At 52.4% G+C, this 18,758-nt stretch carries 18 protein-coding genes; 17 read left to right on the forward strand and 1 reads right to left on the reverse strand.

All coding sequences use genetic code 11. The annotated features are described in order from the left end of the window. Positions 1-85: 85 nt before the first annotated feature. The 17 genes from AEST_RS07025 (at position 86) to AEST_RS07105 (ending at position 17,860) form a co-directional block, all read left to right on the forward strand. A complete protein-coding gene (locus tag AEST_RS07025) occupies positions 86-1,039 on the forward strand; it encodes a hypothetical protein (protein ID WP_008608050.1) in 954 nt (317 codons plus the stop codon). Further along, positions 1,023-1,613: a PilN domain-containing protein gene (locus AEST_RS07030; protein ID WP_008608051.1), complete on the forward strand. Its 591-nt coding sequence runs from the start codon at positions 1,023-1,025 to the stop codon at positions 1,611-1,613. The genes AEST_RS07025 and AEST_RS07030 overlap by 17 nt, the downstream gene beginning before the upstream one ends. Further along, positions 1,610-2,266 (forward strand): type II secretion system protein GspM, encoded by a 657-nt coding sequence (gspM, locus tag AEST_RS07035; RefSeq protein ID WP_008608052.1) that lies wholly within the window; start codon positions 1,610-1,612, stop codon positions 2,264-2,266. Before AEST_RS07030 ends, gspM begins: the two co-directional genes overlap by 4 nt. Then, the gene (locus AEST_RS07040) at positions 2,244-2,561 is read left to right on the forward strand and encodes a hypothetical protein (RefSeq protein WP_008608053.1); all 318 of its coding nucleotides are present in this window, start codon (positions 2,244-2,246) and stop codon (positions 2,559-2,561) included. The genes gspM and AEST_RS07040 overlap by 23 nt, the downstream gene beginning before the upstream one ends. After that, positions 2,551-4,212 carry a pilus (MSHA type) biogenesis protein MshL gene (mshL, locus tag AEST_RS07045; protein ID WP_008608054.1) on the forward strand — a complete coding sequence of 554 codons (1,662 nt, stop codon included), beginning with the start codon at positions 2,551-2,553 and terminating at the stop codon, positions 4,210-4,212. Before AEST_RS07040 ends, mshL begins: the two co-directional genes overlap by 11 nt. Before the next feature lie 3 nt (positions 4,213-4,215). Then, the gene (locus AEST_RS17370; protein WP_008608055.1) at positions 4,216-5,094 is read left to right on the forward strand and encodes an ExeA family protein; all 879 of its coding nucleotides are present in this window, start codon (positions 4,216-4,218) and stop codon (positions 5,092-5,094) included. Next, positions 5,091-6,122 (forward strand): hypothetical protein, encoded by a 1,032-nt coding sequence (locus AEST_RS17375; RefSeq protein WP_008608056.1) that lies wholly within the window; start codon positions 5,091-5,093, stop codon positions 6,120-6,122. The genes AEST_RS17370 and AEST_RS17375 overlap by 4 nt, the downstream gene beginning before the upstream one ends. 4 nt (positions 6,123-6,126) lie before the next feature. Beyond that, positions 6,127-7,866, forward strand: coding sequence for a GspE/PulE family protein (locus tag AEST_RS07060; RefSeq protein WP_008608058.1), 1,740 nt, complete (start codon positions 6,127-6,129; stop codon positions 7,864-7,866). Between the two features lie 4 nt (positions 7,867-7,870). After that, the gene (locus AEST_RS07065; protein WP_008608060.1) at positions 7,871-9,085 is read left to right on the forward strand and encodes a type II secretion system F family protein; all 1,215 of its coding nucleotides are present in this window, start codon (positions 7,871-7,873) and stop codon (positions 9,083-9,085) included. A 96-nt stretch (positions 9,086-9,181) separates the two neighbouring features. After that, a complete protein-coding gene (locus AEST_RS17505; RefSeq protein WP_008608062.1) occupies positions 9,182-9,721 on the forward strand; it encodes a prepilin-type N-terminal cleavage/methylation domain-containing protein in 540 nt (179 codons plus the stop codon). Positions 9,722-9,730: 9 nt separating this feature from the next. After that, positions 9,731-10,240 (forward strand): prepilin-type N-terminal cleavage/methylation domain-containing protein, encoded by a 510-nt coding sequence (locus tag AEST_RS17510; protein WP_008608064.1) that lies wholly within the window; start codon positions 9,731-9,733, stop codon positions 10,238-10,240. A 6-nt stretch (positions 10,241-10,246) separates the two neighbouring features. Next, positions 10,247-10,702 carry a prepilin-type N-terminal cleavage/methylation domain-containing protein gene (locus tag AEST_RS07080; protein WP_008608065.1) on the forward strand — a complete coding sequence of 152 codons (456 nt, stop codon included), beginning with the start codon at positions 10,247-10,249 and terminating at the stop codon, positions 10,700-10,702. Next, entirely contained in the window at positions 10,696-11,277 is a 582-nt protein-coding gene (locus AEST_RS07085; RefSeq protein ID WP_008608066.1) for a type IV pilus modification PilV family protein, read from the forward strand. Before AEST_RS07080 ends, AEST_RS07085 begins: the two co-directional genes overlap by 7 nt. Continuing rightward, complete coding sequence (locus tag AEST_RS07090) at positions 11,277-12,065, forward strand: prepilin-type N-terminal cleavage/methylation domain-containing protein (protein WP_008608067.1); 789 nt, start codon at positions 11,277-11,279, stop codon at positions 12,063-12,065. Before AEST_RS07085 ends, AEST_RS07090 begins: the two co-directional genes overlap by 1 nt. After that, entirely contained in the window at positions 12,055-12,516 is a 462-nt protein-coding gene (locus tag AEST_RS07095; protein ID WP_008608068.1) for a hypothetical protein, read from the forward strand. Before AEST_RS07090 ends, AEST_RS07095 begins: the two co-directional genes overlap by 11 nt. Continuing rightward, positions 12,513-15,857 (forward strand): DUF6701 domain-containing protein, encoded by a 3,345-nt coding sequence (locus AEST_RS07100; protein ID WP_008608069.1) that lies wholly within the window; start codon positions 12,513-12,515, stop codon positions 15,855-15,857. The genes AEST_RS07095 and AEST_RS07100 overlap by 4 nt, the downstream gene beginning before the upstream one ends. 140 nt (positions 15,858-15,997) lie before the next feature. Next, positions 15,998-17,860: a putative bifunctional diguanylate cyclase/phosphodiesterase gene (locus tag AEST_RS07105; protein ID WP_008608070.1), complete on the forward strand. Its 1,863-nt coding sequence runs from the start codon at positions 15,998-16,000 to the stop codon at positions 17,858-17,860. Positions 17,861-17,932: 72 nt separating this feature from the next. Here AEST_RS07105 and AEST_RS17390 read toward each other — a convergent pair whose 3' ends face one another. Further along, on the reverse strand, positions 17,933-18,742 hold the full coding sequence (locus AEST_RS17390) for a GGDEF domain-containing protein (protein WP_008608071.1): 810 nt from the start codon (positions 18,740-18,742) through the stop codon (positions 17,933-17,935). Positions 18,743-18,758: the final 16 nt, after the last annotated feature.

Here is an 18,758-nt window from a genome sequence, read left to right on the forward strand (position 1 = left end):
ATAACTTTAGTGATGAAGAATTTATTGCTCAGTCAGCGGCTTATCGTTATTCTAAAGCTAAGGGTTCACAAAGGTTATGTAACAGATGTTGCAGCAATTTTGGCGTAGGTTTTCAGGTCAGGCTCCGGGCGTTAGATCCTTGCTGGTACTACATCTGCAGGAACACCAAATTCATCTCTTGTCGGCGCGGGCGGATAAGCTTAAATCCGGCTTATCTGCCCCGGTAAGCCGGCTTGTGCCGTTACAGGGCGCGACAGTGTTAACGGCCTTGCCAGCCCTGTTAAAAGAGTTGCCGGCGAGTGCGGTCAGTATCGTATTGGGTCCGGAGCATTATCAGTTACTGCCGCTGGATAAACCCAATATCCCTGCCGCTGAAATGCATCAGGCTTTGCCCTGGCTGCTGAAGGACATCTGTAATTTACCACCGGAAGATATGCAGCTCGACTATCTTGATATGCCGGCAACTGCCGGTGCCAGTGCTAAGGTGAATGTGGTGGTTGCCAGTAAAGGTTTTTTACAGCAACTCTGTAAGCTGCTGGTCGACGCCGGCCATCAGCCTCAGCAAATTCTGGCCGAAGAATTGTTAAGTCGCGATCTGTTACCGTCGCAGGGGCCGACCCGGTTAATTGTGCAACAACAGCCCGGTCATGAAGTGATTTTAAAGGTCGTTCGCGACGGCCAGCTCTGCTTTAGCCGGCATTTACGCGGCTACCAGCAGCTGTTGAAGAGCAGTAGCACTGAGTTACAGTTTGGCTTGCTGGATAACTTGCTGCTGGAAGTGCAGCGCTCGATGGATTTTATTGAAGCCCAGCTGAAGTTACCTCCGGTGCGTGAAATTTTGCTACTGCTGGCGCACCCGCAGTTAGCCGAGCTGCCGGCGTTATTTCAACAAGCCGGCTTTAATCAGGCCAAGGTGCTGACCCTACCTGATAATTGGCAGTGGGCACGACAGCTGGAGCTGCCATTACACTGGCCAGCGATAGTGGCGCTGCATCGTCTACAGCAACCGGTAGAGGTGACCCTTGAAGCAGCAAGTTAATCTCTTTTCTGCCAGCTTATTGCCGGCACAACCGGTATTGCCGCTGCGCAATCTGGGGATTTATAGCGCCGTATTAGTCGGGCTTATGCTGCTGTTGATGGCAGCATTAAGTTATCTGAGCCAACAGCAATTACAGACAGTGCAGGCGTTACAATTACAGCAGCAACAATTACAGCAACAAGCCGAAACCTTGCAACTGGCTTTATTGCAACGACAGCCAGACAGCCAGTTGCAGCAGCAATTGCTGCTGGCGCAGCAGGATCAGCTGCGACGTCAGGCCTTGTTACAGTTTCTGTTACAGCAGCAAAACGGTACCCGTTTTAGCCCGGTACTGACGGCATTAGTAAAAATAGACCGGCCGGAGCTTTGGTTAGAGCGCTTTCGTCTGAGCAGTAATGGCAGCAGTTGGCAGGGACTAACCCAACAACCGGCCAGTGTCGCGCTCTGGTTAAATGAGCTGTCACAAATCAGCGAATTAAAAGGCCAGCAATTTCAGCAGGTGCAATTACAACAACAGGCAGAGTCATCCTTAGTGCAATTTAAGTTGGATAGTCACCCGGGAGCAACGCCATGAGCGCAACCAGTTGGCAGCAATTAAATTCGCGTTATGACGCACTGAAGCTAAGAGAAAAACGGCTGGTTTTCTTCAGCCTGCTGTTAGTGCTGGTTTATTTGTTACTGATATTGTTGATAGAGCCTGCCTGGCTGCGCTATCAGCAAGCCCAGCGCCAAACCGCGCAGCTACAACAGCAACTGGCGGCATTAACGGCGCAAAATGAACAGCTGGCTCAAGAGCTTAGTGTTGATATTAACCAGCCGCTGCGCCAACAACTGGCACAGCAACTTGAGCTGAATCAGCAGCAGACAGAGCAACTTAAACCCTTTCAGGCCCGTTTTATCACCGGTAGCCAAACTGTGGCGCTGTTACACGATGTCCTTGCCGAACTGAAAGCCTTACAGCTAGTGTCATTACAAGCAGCTCCCGCGCAGCCCATGCATCTGCCGGGACAAGACAGTGCTGAACCGCCGGCTCTGTATCAACACCTGACCACTGTCGTGGTGCAGGGGACATATGACGAGCTGCAGCAGTTAGTGCAGGCATTAGAACGCTTGCCCTGGCTGCTGCGCTGGCAACAACTGGACTATCAGGTCCAACAATATCCGCTGGCGCATCTGACGCTGCAACTGGCTACGGTAAGTGAACATGAAAGCTATATTCAGTTTTAGTCTGTTGCTGTTGGCACTGCCACTGCAGGCCGATCCAACCCGACCACCGGCAACAGTGCAGGCCCAGCAGCAGGGCGCTCAGAGCATGGCTGCGCCAGGGCCGCGGCTGGAGCTGATTATTGAGACAGCCAATGGTTATCAGGCTATGCTAAATGGCAACTTAGTCAAAGCCGGCGATCGTTTCGGGCACTACCGGGTGCAGAGTATTACGGCTGAACGTGTCGTGTTGGTTGGCGATAGCGGGCAGTTACAACTTTCGATTAATAATAAAAAGATCAAAACCTATGAACCTTAGTCGTCTGAGTTATTCCGTTGTCGCCGTATCCTCGCTGCTGTTAGCCGGTTGCAAGATCACACCGGATCCCAAGGTCACTGCCGATGCCACTAATCAGTTATCGCAGGCGGCGTCTATGCCGGCACCTGTGGTGGCAAATCCTGCGGTACCTTTAGCGGTGCAACAGGAAGTGCTGGCCGAATCGCTGCGGCCGCTGCTGCGCAATGAACCCCGATTTAATGTGAATGCGCAGGATGTGGCCTTGCCGGATTTTCTGCGCTCGCTGGTGGCGGATACGCCATACAGTATGGTGGTACACCCCGAGGTGAGCGGCCGCATCAGCCTGCAGTTAAAGCAGGTTACGTTGGCCGAGACGTTGGAGCAGGTCAGACAGCTGTTTGGCTTAGATGTGCGGCAAAGTGGCAGTATCTTTCAGGTATTTCCGGCGGCGCTGCGTACCGAAACTATCGCCGTTAACTATTTGATGTTACAGCGTCAGGGCTTGTCGGCCATTACCGTGAACTCGGGTGGCGTCTCGCAAAACAGTAATAATCAAAGTAATCAGAATAACCGTGGCAATTTTAATAGCAATAATCTGGGTAGCAGCAATAGCCTGGGAAACCAGGGCTCGATGGGTAATCAGCAGCAGTTTAGTGGCAGCAGTATCCAAACCGAGAACCGCACTGATTTTTGGAAAGATTTAGAGCAAACGCTGCAGGCCTTTTTAGCTCAAGCACCGGAGCGAATGGTGGTGGTTAGTCCGCAGGCTGGCCTGGTAACAGTACGCGCCATGCCGGATGAAATTGCGGCCATCCGTGCCTTTCTGGGGCAAACTGAGCAGCATTTGCAGCGCCAGGTGGTACTGGAAGCACGGATTATTGAAGTTACACTTAATGACGATTACCAGCAGGGGATTAACTGGCAAAATGCCCTGGCCTCTATTCGCAGCACCGAGTTTAACTTAACGACCTCTGGTATTACCCCGGCAAACGCCTTAACTGCTCAGCTGGGCGGCGTAACGGCGATCAGTTTTAATAATGCCGACTTTAACGGTGTGATTAACCTGCTGCAAACGCAGGGCAATGCCCAGGTCTTATCCAGCCCTCGGGTTACGGCGATGAATAATCAAAAGGCGGTGATTAAGGTTGGCCAGGATGAGTACTTTGTGACCGATGTGACCAGTAACACTACCATTGCCGGCACCGGTGCCACCACCACCTCACCCAACATCAGTTTACAGCCGTTTTTCTCCGGTATCGCACTGGACGTGACACCACAAATTGATGCCCAGGGAGCGGTGATCCTGCATGTTAACCCGTCGGTAACCGAAACCTCGGAGCAAAGCAAAACCATCCGTTTTAGTGACGAAACCGTGGTGTTGCCGCTGGCGCAAAGTAATATCCGCCAGTCGGATACCCTGATCCGCGCCCGTAGCGGTGAGATAGTGGTCATCGGTGGCCTGATGCAAACGGTAAAGTCTGATTCAGTCTCACGTACGCCAATCCTGGGTGCGATTCCGGGGCTGGGCCAGCTATTTACCAGCAAACGGCAAATCGAACAGAAGAAAGAGCTGGTGATCCTGTTAAAGCCGACGGTTGTCGAGCCGGGTGTCTGGCAGCAGCAAATTGGCCAATCCAGCGAGCAGCTGCAGCGCTGGCAGCAAGGGCAATAACGCATGTATACCGGCTATTTTCAGCTGACGCAGATTCCGTTCAGTCTGACGCCGGATACCGCTTTTTATCTGCAGTTACCTCAGCATGAAGCCGCGCTGACCACCTTGCGTACCGCTATTGACAGTGGCGAGGGCTTTATCAAGGTTACCGGTGAAGTCGGGACCGGTAAAACGCTGCTTTGTCGTTTGCTGCTCAAGCACGCGCCAGCCAGTTGGCAGTTGGCTTATTTGCCGGATCCGGCGCTGACACCGCTGGAGCTACGCTGGGCGCTGGCGCAGGAACTGGGGTTGAAATACTCAGCGAATATCGATACCCCGCAGTTACTGCAATTATTACAACGTCAGCTAGTTTTGCTGGCTGGGCAGCAAAAACGGGTGGTGCTGGTCATTGATGAAGCTCAGGCACTGCCGGATGATACGCTTGAAACGCTGCGGCTATTAACCAATCTGGAAACCGAGCAGCAAAAACTGTTACAGGTGGTGTTGTTTGCTCAGCCAGAGCTTGATAAAAGGCTGGCGAGTTCTGCTTTTCGCCAGTTACAACAACGTATTACCTTTTCGCAGCAACTTACAGGAATGACCGCAGCACAGCTGCAGCATTATGTGCAGCACCGCCTACAGATCGCCGGCTCTACGCAGCAGCGTTTTTCTGTTACGGCATTAAAGCTGCTGCATGTATACAGCCGGGGTATTCCCAGGCTGGTGAATATTCTGGCGCACAAATGCCTGATGCTGGCTTATGGCGAGGGCGCCGCGCAGGTTAACTGGCGTCATATCCGTTTTGCCGCGGCAGATACGGCAGCAGTGCGCTGCCGTTCACATCACTGGCCGTTGCTGGGCCCGGCTTTACTCTGGTTAACGGCATTAAGGGTAAGCGGATGAGTGTGATTAATAAAATGCTGCAGGATTTAGAGAAGCGCCAGGCCAGCACTAATGCTATTGGCCATTCTGCTGCGTTAAGTACCGACGTCCGCGGCGATAAGCCTTCGCAAAGTCATTGGCGACGTAATCTGCTGCTATTTGTGCTGGGCTTTTTAAGCTATCAGCTGGTGAAGTACTTTTGGTTTGATACTGATAAGTCTCTGGCTTTGCCGCAGTTCCAATCCCAGCCTCAGTCCCAGATCAGCGTGGCCTCACCGGCATTAGCTGTTACTGACACTGTCGCGCCTGAGCCAGTGGCAGCTTTGCCAGTTACGCTAACCGAACCTGAGGCTGGGGGCACGTCAACCGATGCTGTGATGCCGGCAGCAGCGCAGAACACGGCTGCCATTAGCAGCCAAAATGCGGTTGTGCTGGTTGCGTCGGCGCAGCCATTAGCAGAGCTATCTGTAATAGAGAACCCGGTAACAGAGAACCCAACTAAGCGGCAAACAGTACAAGAAGACGATGCAGCCTTGGGATCTGAGCCAACAACACCTGTTGCTGTTGCAACAAGGCAGCCTCAGGCAGCCGCCAAGCCGCAGCCGGCAGCAAACCGTGGTGCCGGACAACAAGCACCAACTTCAACTCAAGCCGGTAGCGGTCAGCTGGCGATTGAGCAAAGCCGGCCATCCTACTTAGAACAACAGATGTCGCAGGCCGCGGCCTTAGTAGCAGCCGGGCAGTTACAACAGGCTTTGCTTGAGCTTAATTCGCCTGTTTCGGCCAGCGAGTTTCCGGAATATCTGGCGCTTAGGGCTGCGATCCTGCAGCAACAGCAGGACTGGCCGGCTGCACTCTCGCTATATCAGCAGCTATTAACGGTTGAGCCGGCGCATCCAGGCTGGAACCTGGCGGCCGGAATAGCGGCAGCGCAGCAGGGGCAACAGGCATTGGCCAGGCAGTATTATCAGCAAGCCTGGCAACAACAGCAGCGTTTGGCACCGGCCAGCCAGCAATTTTTACAACAACAACTGAATCAGATGAACTAACACCATGCAAAAACCAAAACTTAAAATGCGGCTGGGCGATCTGCTGGTTCACGAAAAAATTATCAGTGAACAGCAACTGCTGGAAGCCTTAAAGCGGCAGCAGGAAAGCGGTCGCAAGTTAGGGGCGACGCTGATTGAGCTGAATTTCCTGTCGGAGCAGCAGCTATTACAATTTTTGGCGCAGCAGCTGCAGCTGCCTTTTTTGGATATTGCACAGCGGCGGATTGAAGCTAAGGATGCCCAGCTATTATCCGAAGTCCAGGCGCGCCGCTTTCGGGCGCTGGTGCTGGAGGCCAATGAGCAATCCGTATTACTGGGAATGAGCGACCCGGCGGATCTGACGGCGCTGGATCAGTTATCGCAGTTTCTGGCGCCGCGGGAGATCCGACTCGCGGTAGTGCGGGAAAGCCAGCTAATGCAGGCGTTTGATACCCTGTATCGGCGCACCAAAGATATTGAAAGTTTTGCCACCCAGCTAAAGCAGGAATACGGTGCTGCGCCTGAGCAGGAATTTGCACTGGCCGAGCAGTCGGAAGCCGACAACACCATCTCGCGGTTACTGCAGTCGATTTTTGAAGACGCAGTGCAGGTCCGCGCTTCAGATATCCATATTGAACCGGATGAAAAAGTGCTGCGCATTCGCCAGCGGATTGATGGCGTACTGCAGGAAAATATTCTGAATGAGGTCAGTATCGCGTCAGCACTGGTATTGCGCTTAAAGCTGATGGCCAGTCTCGATATTTCGGAAAAACGCTTGCCGCAGGACGGTCGCTTTCAGATCACGGTAAAGCAACATAAGATTGATGTGCGGATGTCGACCATGCCGGTGCAATATGGCGAGTCGGTGGTTATGCGCTTACTGGATCAATCAGCCGGGGTGCTGACGCTGGAAGATACCGGTATGCCGGAGCAGATGCTGCGCCGGCTCAGACGCATTATGCAAAGCCCGCATGGTATGTTGCTCGTTACCGGGCCGACCGGCTCCGGTAAAACCACTACTTTGTATGGCATGTTAAGTGAACTGAATCAGCCGGGCAGTAAGATTATTACGGTGGAAGATCCGGTGGAATACCGCCTGCCAAGGATAAATCAGGTGCAGGTAAACCCAAAAATTGATTTAAGTTTTAGTAAGGTACTCAGGACCACCCTGCGGCAGGACCCGGACATTATTATGGTGGGGGAAATGCGCGATCAGGAAACAGCTGAAATGGGCTTGCGTGGCGCCTTGACCGGCCACCTGGTGTTGTCTACCCTGCATACTAATGATGCGGTAACCAGTACGCTACGCTTAATTGATATGGGGGCCGCGCCTTATCTGGTAGCCAGTGCACTACGCGCTATTATTGCGCAGCGCCTGGTACGTCGGCTGTGTGAATATTGTAAAACCCCATACCAGCCAGATGAGCTGGAGCAAAACTGGCTGCGCCATCATAAAATTCCGGAAGGCACGTCTTTCTGGCATGGGCCCGGTTGTCAGTCCTGCAATAATACCGGTTACAAGGGGCGGCTCGGGGTGTTCGAGCTGCTGGTACTGACTAAGCCGCTGGCTGATGCATTGAGACGAAACGATGCTGAGGCCTTTACCAGCCTGGCGTACCATAGCGAGGGTTTTGTCAGCCTGGGACTGATGGCGCTGGACTACGCCCGTAAAGGCGTGACCAGCCTGGAAGAGGTGATGAAGGTGTCGGAATATCTGGAGTCAGACCCGCAAAGCGCCTTTAGTGCGCTGTTAGCAGAGAGTTAAGCCGATGCCCGGTTTCCAGTATAGCGCCCGTGATTTAAAAGGGCAGCCGGTAGCGGGGCAGTTAGAGGCTGCGGATCTGGCCGCTGCGGCCAATACGCTGCGTGAACGCGGCCTGATCCCTGTTGCGATTAACCCGCTGGCAGAGAGCAAGGGCGCAACCTGGTTTAGTTGGCAGGCTAAAGTTGGGCTGGATGAACTGATTATCTTTTCCCGGCAAATGTACTCGCTAAACAAAGCGGGGATCCCGATTATCCGCGCCATTAGCAGCTTACTGGAAAGTGCCCGTTCGGTGGCGATGCAACGGGTACTGACAGACGTGCTGGAGCAATTGCAAAATGGCCGTAATTTATCCACAGCAATGGCGGCACATCCGCAGGTATTTAACCGGCTGATTATCAGTATGGTGCATGTTGGCGAGAATACCGGCCGGCTGGATGAAGCCTTTATGCAGCTCAGTTTTTATTTTGAGCAGGAGCAGGAAACCCGTAAACAGATCAAACAGGCCAGCCGTTATCCGACCATGGTGCTGATTGCCTTGTTGGTGGCGGTCGTGATTATGAACCTGTTCGTGATCCCGCAATTTGCTGCCATGTTCAGCCGCTTTAATGCGGAACTACCCTGGTCTACCAAGGTTCTGCTGGCCAGCTCAGGCTTTTTTACCGCTTACTGGCCCTATTTGTTATTTAGCAGCGTGGTACTGGTTTTCTGGTGGCGGCATTATCTGCAAACGGCCGCGGGCAAGCTCTGGTGGGGGCGGATAAAACTGCGCTTGCCACTGGTCGGCGATATTATTAACCGCGCCACGCTGGGGCGCTTTGCCCGCAGTTTTGGCATGATGTTAAAGGCCGGGGTACCTATTACTACCGCGTTAAATCTGGTGGCAGAGGCGGTGGACAACGATCATCTGGGCGAGCTAATTCGCGAGATGCGGCGCAATATTGAACGCGGCGAGAGCCTGTACCGGGTGGCGCAGCAAAGCGGTATCTTTACGCCGCTGGTGCTGCAGATGTTATCGGTAGGCGAGGAAACCGGTCAGATGGATGAAATGCTGACGGAAGTGGCAGGCTTTTATGAGCGGGAAGTGGGCTTTGATTTAAAAAGCCTGACCAGCAAAATCGAACCGATTTTAATTGCGATAGTGGCAGCGATGGTCCTGATTCTGGCACTGGGCATCTTTACCCCAATGTGGGATATGCTGGATGCCTATAAAGGGCGTTAGCTTAGTCCGCCAAAGACCCCAGCTGGGTTAAAACTGTACTGGCGCGTATCAAGGTTATCGCGCATAATCAATTAAAAGGGCAGTGGATACACTAAGATGTTAAAGCGTAACGGTTTTACCCTGATTGAAATAGTGATCGTGATCATCATCCTGGGCTTATTGGCTGCGGTGGCTTTGCCACGTTTTATCAGCGCGACCAAGGATGCGGAAGAGGTGTCTATTGAAGCTGTGGCCAGCGCCTTTGCCTCGGCAGTAAGTTTAACCCGTAGCCAGTGGGAGTTGGCAGGGCGTCCCAGCGGGCAGGTATTGTTAGAGGGAACGCCAATTTTGGTTAGTCCCAACGGCTACCCAACCGGAGGTGGTTTACCACAAGCCATGACTGCACAGCAGTGTTTACTTGTGCTGGACAGCATTATGCAAAGCCCGCCACGGGCCACCACCTCGAGCAATATCGAGGATATCCGCCGCGCCCGGCTGTTTGTCCGGGTCGATACCCAGCTATTTGCCCCGGATCACGCCTGCACTTACTATCAAACAGCGGGGTTGGTAGCAGCACCAACTAATCAAATTAATCTGAATGGTTTTGTTTATGTCCCGGCCACCGGTCGGGTAAGTACTTTTATTAATAAGAACTGAGGTATCAGCATGAAACGGCAACAAAGTGGCTTTACGTTAATTGAATTAATTATTGTGATTGTGATTCTGGGGATCCTGGCGATTACAGCGGCACCGAGGTTTTTTAATTTTGGTAGCGATGCCAGAAAGTCAACCTTGAGTGGTGTCAAGGGTGCTTTAGAGTCAGCATCAGCATTGGTATATGGTAAGGCTGTGATTGCAGGAGTACAAAATCAGCCCACTCTTGCAGCTGATGCTGTTACAAATCCAACAAATGTTGCTTTGGTTTTTGGTTATCCCGCTGCAACAGCAGTTGCGATAAGAGCTGCTGTAGATTTGGATTCAGATGACTGGAATATCGTACCAAGTACTGCAGATAATGTACCAGCTTTTGGAGCACAAGGTACTGTAAGCGTTGTGATATCTGCAGCTGGTACAGCTTTAGGTACAACCGAAGCAACTTCTTGCCATGTCATTTACGTTCAAGCTGAGGACGTAGCTACAAAGCCATCAGTAAAAGTCTTCGCGGATGGTTGCTAGCAAAAAATGAATAAGCAACCACACGGCTTTACACTAGTCGAGCTTATCGTGGTCATTATTATTATCGGGGTACTGGCGATAAGCCTGGTACCCCGTTTTTTTTCATCTGCTGGTAGCAGCGAATATTTGCTGCGTGAGCAGGCGGTCGCGGTACTGCGGCGTGCGCAGCAACAGGCGATGCAGTGTACTGCAACTAACCCGGCAATTTGCCCGCCGGTTAGCATCCGGCTGACCTCTGATCGCCTGGGTACGACAACGGCATGCTTAAATGATGCCAGTCATCTGTGTATCACCGATGGCAGTGTGCAACTCAGTAGCCAGCCAGCGAATTTAACGGAACTTAACTTTGATAGCTGGGGCCGGCCGGTGCAATGTCAGGCTATCGGCTGTCAAATTCAGTTACAGGGCCAGGCTGCACTTAGCCTGTGCCTGGAAAGCGAAGGCTTTATCCATCTATGTTAGCCTGTACCGCCTCTTTCACCGCAATAACTCAGGCCCTGCGTAAACAGCAGGGGGTAACGCTGGTTGAGTTAGTGGTAGGCATAACGGTGCTGGCGATAGCGCTTACCCTGATCACCTCGATACTAAGCCCGTTATTTGTGCGCAGTACCGATCCCTGGCATCAGGTGCGGGCGGCAGAGCTTGGGCAAAGCTTGCTTAATGAAATTCTTGCCTTAAGTTTTGATGAAAACAGTAATCGCAGCGGCGGCTTGCTGCGCTGTGCTGAGGCCGGTGCGCCTGCCTGTACATCTGTGGGGCAGTTTGGTCCGGATGGCAGCGAAACCCGGCTTAGCTATAACGATGTGGATGATTTTCATGGCTTTGTCGGTAATGCCAGTGAGTTAAGTTCGTTATTGGGTGAGGAGCTGGCCAGTGTCTATCTGAACTATCAGGTAATGGTGACCGTGAGTTATCCGGCGCCGGAGCAGGTTGGTGGTATCAGTTTACCGGCTTTTAGTGCTAAGCGCATCACAGTGGCAGTGACCACGCCGACAGGTAGCACCCTGCAGTTTAGTGCCTATCGGGGGAATTGGTAATGGCGCGCGGTTTTACGCTGATTGAGCTGGTGGTGGTAATGGTATTGCTGGCGTTGTTAGCCCTTGGTACCAGTCGCTATCTGGGCACCGGTGCCCGCATGTTTAGCGATGCCGCCGAGCGCGAGCAAATTTTAAGTGCCGGGCGTTTTGCTGCTGAGCGACTGGTGCGGGAGCTACGCCAGGCTGCACCGAATAGTGTACGGATTGCTACTGCTGCGCCCTGGCATTGCCTGGAGTTTACGCCACTACTTAGTAGCGGCCTGTATCAGCAGGCACCGATAGCGCCGGACAGTGGTAGTCAGTTGCTTTTGCTGCATGCTAACTGGCAAGCCAATTTTGTTGGTTTGCCGTTTAGTATTTATCCAAGACAACCGGCCGATATTTATCAGCAGGGTGGGGCGACGATTTTACTTAGCGGCGCGCTGGCGCCGGATAGTGATGCTAACCCCGGTACTCATCAGTTTAATCTTAGTAGCAATCACAGCTTTCCGGCTGGCTCGCCGGAGCAACGTTTTTTTATTCTCGCTGACAGCCCGGTAAGCTTTTGTTATAACGCAATAAGCCGGGAGCTTAGACGTTTTAGTGGCTATGCCTTTAATGCGGCTCAGCCCTTACCTCCCGCGGGTAGCGGCGTGCTGATGGCAAAACAGCTGGCCGAGGTGCGTTTTAGCCAGCAAGAAGTATCGCTGACGCGCAATAATGTGGTCAACTTATTACTGCGTTTTGCATCTCAAAGCGGCGACGATTTGTTTTTTAACTATGAGGTGCATCTTTACAATGTACCCTAAATCGCACCCTGAATCGTACCCTGAATCGCGCCAGCCAACTTATTACCCTGCTACGGCATTTAAGCAGCGCGGCAGTGCCCTGGTGATTGCCGTTTTTATTATTGTGGTGATGCTGGCGGTGATCTTAAGTTTATCGCGGTTATTGTTAAGCTCATCTGAGTCGTTGGTATATGAAGTGCAGGGCAGCCGGGCGTTTTTTGCCGCACAAAGCGGGCTTGAGCTGGCGCTAACCCGGGTGTTTCCGTTAACAGGAGCCGCCAGTTGCGGTGCACAGAGTTTAAATTTTAGCGATGATGGCTTGCGTGGGTGTCGCGCCGAGGTAAGTTGCCAGGCGCTGAGCTTACCCGCTGGGAATGTGGCAACGGTGTTATATCAGCTTAGCAGCACCGGTATCTGCCAGGCGGATAACTTTGTCACCAGCCGCGAATTGGTGCTGGAGGTCAGGCAATGAGGGGGGCAGTGTTACGTCTGGTGCTGGTGAGCTGGCTGTTGGGGCTGCCAACCCTTGCCTATGCGGTAAATTGTAATGAGATCTGGACTCAGGCAATCCGGCCCAACAGCCCCGTGCCAGGAGGGATTAGCTTTCCGGCAGCTAATCCGAATTTTCCGCAGCCACTGACGAACACCGACTACTATTATGATCAGCCTGGTAGTTATCAAATTCAGAACAGTACGACTCGCACTACCAGCGGCCCTACCAGCCGGCTGTTTATTAACGGTGACCTGACTATTGGCGCCAATACGCAGCTAAACAGTGCGGGGCCGCCGGAAAATCTGATTATTGTCGTCAGCGGTAGCCTGGCTATTCAGAATAATGTGCAGATAAATGGTTTTATTTATGCAGCTGGCGCCATTTCTATCGGCAATGATACGGTGATTTCTGGTGGCGTTACCGCCGGTGGCGCCATTGCCGCGCCGGGCGCACTGGTTCAGTTTGAGCAGAATGCGTTAATTCGTTTAAATGGCGGAACTTTCTGTGCTCTGGGCCTGGGATGTGGCGTTGATAGTTTTAGTGATGCTGCACTGTCTGATAATTGGGTTACAGCGACCAGCAGTGGCAATTTTACTCCGCAAATTGTCAATGGTCGCTTGCGCATGACGCAGGCTGTAACCAATCAGGCAACTTCCGTTACCTATCAGCGGCTCTATCCGGCGCGAGATAACCTGGTGATAGTAGAGTTCGACTATCTGGCCTATGGTGGCAATGGTGCCGATGGTATGGCGGTAGTGTTATCTGACGCCGCTATTACACCTCAACCAGGTGCTTTTGGGGGACCCTTAGGTTACGGTTTTAAGCCCGGGATCCCAGGTTTTGCCGGTGGTTGGCTCGGTTTTGGCCTGGATGAATTTGGTAATTTCTCTAATGAGGGCGGTAGCACGAATGTCGGGCGGCGGCGCCAGGCTGTTGCTGTGCGTGGTTCAGGCAGTGGCACCAGCGGTTACCGATATTTACGCGGCACCTGTAATAATGGCACCGTCAACCCCAACGGCAATTGCCTGAGCCCGGCCGTTGATGGTAATCAGAATAATCCACATCGCTATCGTATTGTGGTTGATTCGCGCAGTGGCAGCAGCACCCTGGTGTCAGTAGAGCGTAATACCGGTTCGGGTTTTACAACGCTGATTGCTCCTTTTGATGCGCAATCTCAAACTGGCCAGGCGCCGGTGCCGGAGAATTTCTTTCTGTCATTGACGGGCTCAACTGGGGGGTCAACCAATATTCATGAGTTAGATAATGTCAGTATCTGTGCCTTACGATCATTGCCAGTGGGACAGCAGATCGATCATTTTGAATTCGATTACAGCAGCACACCGCTGACCTGTAAAGCAGAGAGCTTTACGGTCAGAGCCTGTGCCAACCCAGCCTGTAGTGAATTGGTTACTACGCCGGTTACCGCAACCCTGGCGCCGGCAACGCTGGCGAATGGTGGTTGGGTTGGCGGCAATGTGATTAGCTTTAGCGGGGGATCTACGCAGGTCACTTTGCAAAATCGCACAGCGTCTTCGGTAACGGTAGGGGTGACCAGTTCGCTGCCCGCTACCCGGCCACTGAGTCAAACGCTATGTCGTCGTGGCAACAGTACGCTAACAGCGCAAAATTGTAATGTTCCCTTCGCTGCCAGTGGTTTTATCTTTGATGTCCCTGATGATATTGCTGGTCGGCCGCGCTCGAATATTACATTGTCTGCGGTAAAGCAGGACGATGTGAGCCAGCAGTGTATCCCTGAATTTGCGAATGTCAGCCGTAATATCAGTTTCTGGAGCAGCTATATCAATCCCGGGCCCAGTGGCCGGCCGGTAAGCTTGCCGGTGCAGGTGAATTTGAATGATGTGGGTCTTAGTCAGGCGCAGGCAACGACTATACCGCTGAACTTTAATGCCCAGGGGCGGGCGACCATTAGTGTGAATTACCCGGATGCCGGACAGATGGAGCTCAATGCCCGTTATGTCGGATCTGCTGCAACCAACGATGCCGGCCTGATTATGACCGGATCAGATCGCTTTATTCGTCGCCCGGCGGGGTTGTGTGTCAGAACCACTGCCACATGCAATGCTGCCGACGCCAGTTGTCCGGCCTTTGCGGTGGCGGGAGACCCGTTCCCGCTAACGATCACTGCCCACAGTTGGGGTAATGGCAATCTGAATTATTGCGAAAATCCGATAACGCCTAATTTCGAACGTACCGCCATACCATTGCAGCTCCAGCTTTTGGCTCCCGCTGCAGGTGCGCTGGGTAGTCAGGGGGTGGCGCAGTATAACCATAGCCGTAACAGTCAGGCACAGACGGTGGTGCAGCAGTCTGTCTCCGAGAGTGGGGTATTCCGTTTTGGTACCAGCGCCTTTAGTTATCTGGGGATGGCAGAGCAGGTACCCCAGGCATGGAGTAATAGCACCGGACGTTTTGTGCCTGCTCGTTTTCGTTTATCGGAGTTAGAGCTGCTTCGGACGCCGACGTGTAACGTAAATGATAATTTGTATATGCGACAGAATCTTGCGCTGAGCTATCGCCTGACGGCGTTAAACCGGCAAGGCAATGTCACCACCAATTACCACTCGGGCTTTGTCCGCGCCACCCCGGTATTGGGTGCAGCCAGTTTATCTCCGGCCCAGAATCTGGCGGATCGTTTGCATTTTCAGGCTAACGCTGGCAGCTGGGCAGCGGGATCAGCTTTTTATACTACAGCAAGTCTGGCTGGTGAGTCACAGCTCTGGCTTAACCGGCAAAGCAATGGCCAGCCCGATGGCCCCTATGAAAATACGGTGCTGGCGCTACAGGTGTTGGATGGTGAAAACCCGCAACTCGCGGCAATCGAGAATCCGGATTTTAATGTCCTGATCCCTGGTTGTACCGGTGCCCAGTGTAATAGCCGGCGCCTTGCGACGTATACGCTGCGCTATGGCCGCCTGGCGCTCGATAACGCCTTCGGGCCGGAATTTGACGCCTTACCGCTGGTGTTACGGGCGGAATACTGGCAACAGGGACGCTTTATTACTAATCCGTTTGATCAATGTTCGGTCGTAGAGTCCGGTCGTTTAAGCTGGGTGAGTGGCGATTTTAATCTTGCTGCCAGTGGTGGCAGTACCGTTTTGGCAAATGGCATCAGTTCACCGCTGGCATTACTATTGGCTGCGCCCGGTCAGGCGGGCAGTGCCCGTTATCGTTATCAGGCACCACCCTGGCTAACTTACGATTGGGCACAAAGTGGTAGTTTTAACCAGCATCCGCAAAATGAAGTGATCTTCGGCCGCTACCGCGGCAACCCACGCCAAATCTTCTGGCGCGAACGCTAACTTATCCACAGCACTCCGGTACCGGTCAGAGGTCAGACCGGTACCGGAGTGCTGTGGATAAGTGTTGTGTGATATGGTTTTGCGTGTTTGCAGTTTTGCAGATACACTGAAGTTATCTGGTTTTGCAAGCCGAGGTACGCTTGACTGAGCCGCATCCCCCCGCAGATAGCTTTTTTAATATGGTCGCCACCATTTCGGGCGCTTTTGTCCAGGCGACGGCGGCTGACGTGGACGAAGTGATTAACTCTGCACTAGCGGCTATTGGCCGTTTCTATCAGGCAGATCGCTGCTACTTATTTAAGTTTTCCGCTGATTTAACAACCGCCAGTAATAGCCATGAGTGGTGTGCGCCAGGCGTGAGCCCGCAGCTGGAGCAGTTGCAGCAGTTGCCTTCTGCCGCTTTTGGTGACTGGTATCGGCAATGGACAGCAGGTTTGCCATCGATTCTTTGTGATATCAATAGTTTACCGCATGATTCCGCTGAGTATCAGTTATTAGCTCCGCAAGGGATCCAATCTTTACTGATGTTGCCGCTAAAAAGCCGGGACCGTCTGCTTGGGATGTTTGGTCTTGATATAGTGCGTGGTTTACAACAATGGTCTGCTGAACAAATTGCTGGGCTGCAGCTCATTGCGGGTAATATTTGTAGTGCCTTGATCCGGCAACAAATTGAACATCAAGCCGAGAGCCTGGCTTTTTATGATCCGGTAACCGGGTTGGCAAACCGGCAACTGATGCTGGACAGGATCCTACAGGCGCAGCTGCAAAGTAGCCGCAGCCAACATTACGCGGCTTTACTCTTTATTGATATCGATGATTTTAAAACCCTAAACGACAGTTTGGGATACAACACCGGTGATCGGGTTCTGAAATTGGTCGGGCAGTCGCTGCAGGCGGTGCTGCCGTCCGGTGATACCGTGGGTCGTTTAAACGCTGACGAGTTTCTGATCCTGACCGAAATGCTCTCAACCCAGCGGGCGGCGGCAGTGCAGGAGGTGACAGATTTGGCTGCCGCGCTGCAAGCTGCTGTGGCGCAGAATGTGGCACTAACTCAGTTACGACCGAAGAATACCCTTAGTATAGGCGCGACCTTGTTTTTAGGTGATCAGCTGGATACTGATGTCTTGATCACCCAGGCGGATATGGCAATGCATCAGGTTAAAGCTGTGGGAAACGGTTTGGCGTTTTTTGACGCAGAGATGCAGTTACAAGCCAGCCGCCGTTTGTTATTGGCGCATGAGCTGCGTGAGGCCATCAGCAATGATCAGTTTGAGTTGTACTTTCAGCCACAACTGGTGCATCCGGGCGTGGTAACCGGTGCTGAAGCGTTGTTACGCTGGCGACATCCAACACGTGGCATATTGGGACCCTATGAATTTATTGATTTCGCTGAGGAGAGTGGCCTAATTCTTCTAATAGGGGAGTTGGTATTGCGCAAGGCTTGCCAGCAGTTGGCGCTTTGGCAGCGTCAGGCTGGAACCAGCCGGCTCGAGCTGTCAGTTAATATTAGTGCCCGGCAGTTTCAGCAACCCGATTTTACGGCTCTGGTTATTGAAATCTTGCAGCAAAGCGGTGTTGATGCGACGAGTCTAAAACTAGAGCTTACCGAAAGTATGTTGGTAGATAACTTTGAGCAGGTCGTGGCCAAGATGCAGCAATTACGGGCTTTGGGTATTCGTTTCGCGTTAGACGATTTTGGCACTGGCTATTCGTCTCTGGTTTATCTGAAACGTTTACCGCTGTACCAGCTTAAAATTGATCGCGGTTTTGTCGATGAGTTGGTTCAGGACGATAATCAGCAAGCGATAGTGCGTACTATTATCATGCTGGGACAAACGCTTGGTCTGGAAGTATTAGCTGAAGGTGTTGAAACGGAGGCTCAGTTAAAATCACTTTTGCAATTAGGATGTTACCATTATCAGGGATACTATTTCGCCCGGCCTCTACCACACTCTGAGTTTGAACACTTTCTACGTCAACATCATGCCGGTTTAGGCTACTAACTTATCCACAGCACTCCACAGCACTCCGGTACCGGTCAGAGGTCAGACCGGTACCGGAGTGCTGTGGATAAGTTAGCCGGCGATGGTGTGGTAGTGAATCATCTGCTCGCGGATGGCGCCTGACAGGTCTGATTGTAAATGGGGTTCTGCTTCGCTGAATGGCACGCGCAAACCTGTGACCAGATTTATCTGATTACGGCCGTTTACTTTGCTGAGGTATAGCGCCATATCGGCTACCTGAAGTACCCGCTCCCAGTTAAATTGATGCTCTGGCACGCCTGCAAAAGGCAGGTTGATAAAACCGCCGCTGATTGTTACCGGAATCGTCTTACCTTCAAATTCGACTGGTAACTCGGACACTTTTCGCAACAAGGTTTGGCAAAGGTCATCGATAGCCGTTTGTTGCGGACGCTGTAGCACCAGTAAAAACTCTTCGCCGCCCCAGCGAATCACCAGTTCATTTTCCTGGCAAAGTGCGCTTAATCTTTTGCTGATTTCGACTAACACCGCATCGCCGGCGGCGTGGCCGTAATGATCGTTAATATGCTTAAAGAAGTCGATATCAAGCAGTAATAAACTGCAATGTTCAGCCTGAGGTTCCTGATGGCGTTTTGCCATCTTTTCCTGCATAGCACGGCGGTTAAACAAACCGGTAAGCGGGTCGCGGATGGACTGATATTCTAACTGCTTATTCATCTCCCGCAGGCGTAGGTTGGAACGGCGTACTTTGCGGTATAGTTGCACCAGCATTACCGCAGCCAGTGACATTAACAGTATAAACAGCAAGGTAATGCGTTGTTGTAACTGCTTATTCTCCAGTAACTGCTGCTGTAGTTCGTTTTGTTGCTGCAGTATCGTAATGCGCTGCGTCTGGGCTTTCATATCATAACGGGTTTGC

Origin of the sequence: Alishewanella aestuarii B11 (assembly GCF_000280055.1) — a bacterium.
Lineage (GTDB): Bacteria > Pseudomonadota > Gammaproteobacteria > Enterobacterales > Alteromonadaceae > Alishewanella > Alishewanella aestuarii.

Bases quoted from the DNA above. Each gene is read 5' to 3' on its own strand.
- AEST_RS17390 (WP_008608071.1), bottom strand. From the start codon at position 18,742: ATGAAAGCCCAGACGCAGCGCATTACGATACTGCAGCAACAAAACGAA.
- AEST_RS07065 (WP_008608060.1), top strand. From the start codon at position 7,871: ATGCCCGGTTTCCAGTATAGCGCCCGTGATTTAAAAGGGCAGCCGGTA.
- AEST_RS17510 (WP_008608064.1), top strand. From the start codon at position 9,731: ATGAAACGGCAACAAAGTGGCTTTACGTTAATTGAATTAATTATTGTG.
- AEST_RS07100 (WP_008608069.1), top strand. From the start codon at position 12,513: ATGAGGGGGGCAGTGTTACGTCTGGTGCTGGTGAGCTGGCTGTTGGGG.
- AEST_RS07080 (WP_008608065.1), top strand. From the start codon at position 10,247: ATGAATAAGCAACCACACGGCTTTACACTAGTCGAGCTTATCGTGGTC.
- AEST_RS17370 (WP_008608055.1), top strand. From the start codon at position 4,216: ATGTATACCGGCTATTTTCAGCTGACGCAGATTCCGTTCAGTCTGACG.
- AEST_RS07040 (WP_008608053.1), top strand. From the start codon at position 2,244: ATGAAAGCTATATTCAGTTTTAGTCTGTTGCTGTTGGCACTGCCACTG.
- AEST_RS07085 (WP_008608066.1), top strand. From the start codon at position 10,696: ATGTTAGCCTGTACCGCCTCTTTCACCGCAATAACTCAGGCCCTGCGT.
- AEST_RS07060 (WP_008608058.1), top strand. From the start codon at position 6,127: ATGCAAAAACCAAAACTTAAAATGCGGCTGGGCGATCTGCTGGTTCAC.
- AEST_RS07025 (WP_008608050.1), top strand. From the start codon at position 86: ATGTTGCAGCAATTTTGGCGTAGGTTTTCAGGTCAGGCTCCGGGCGTT.
- AEST_RS07090 (WP_008608067.1), top strand. From the start codon at position 11,277: ATGGCGCGCGGTTTTACGCTGATTGAGCTGGTGGTGGTAATGGTATTG.
- gspM (WP_008608052.1), top strand. From the start codon at position 1,610: ATGAGCGCAACCAGTTGGCAGCAATTAAATTCGCGTTATGACGCACTG.
- AEST_RS07095 (WP_008608068.1), top strand. From the start codon at position 12,055: ATGTACCCTAAATCGCACCCTGAATCGTACCCTGAATCGCGCCAGCCA.
- AEST_RS17375 (WP_008608056.1), top strand. From the start codon at position 5,091: ATGAGTGTGATTAATAAAATGCTGCAGGATTTAGAGAAGCGCCAGGCC.
- AEST_RS17505 (WP_008608062.1), top strand. From the start codon at position 9,182: ATGTTAAAGCGTAACGGTTTTACCCTGATTGAAATAGTGATCGTGATC.
- mshL (WP_008608054.1), top strand. From the start codon at position 2,551: ATGAACCTTAGTCGTCTGAGTTATTCCGTTGTCGCCGTATCCTCGCTG.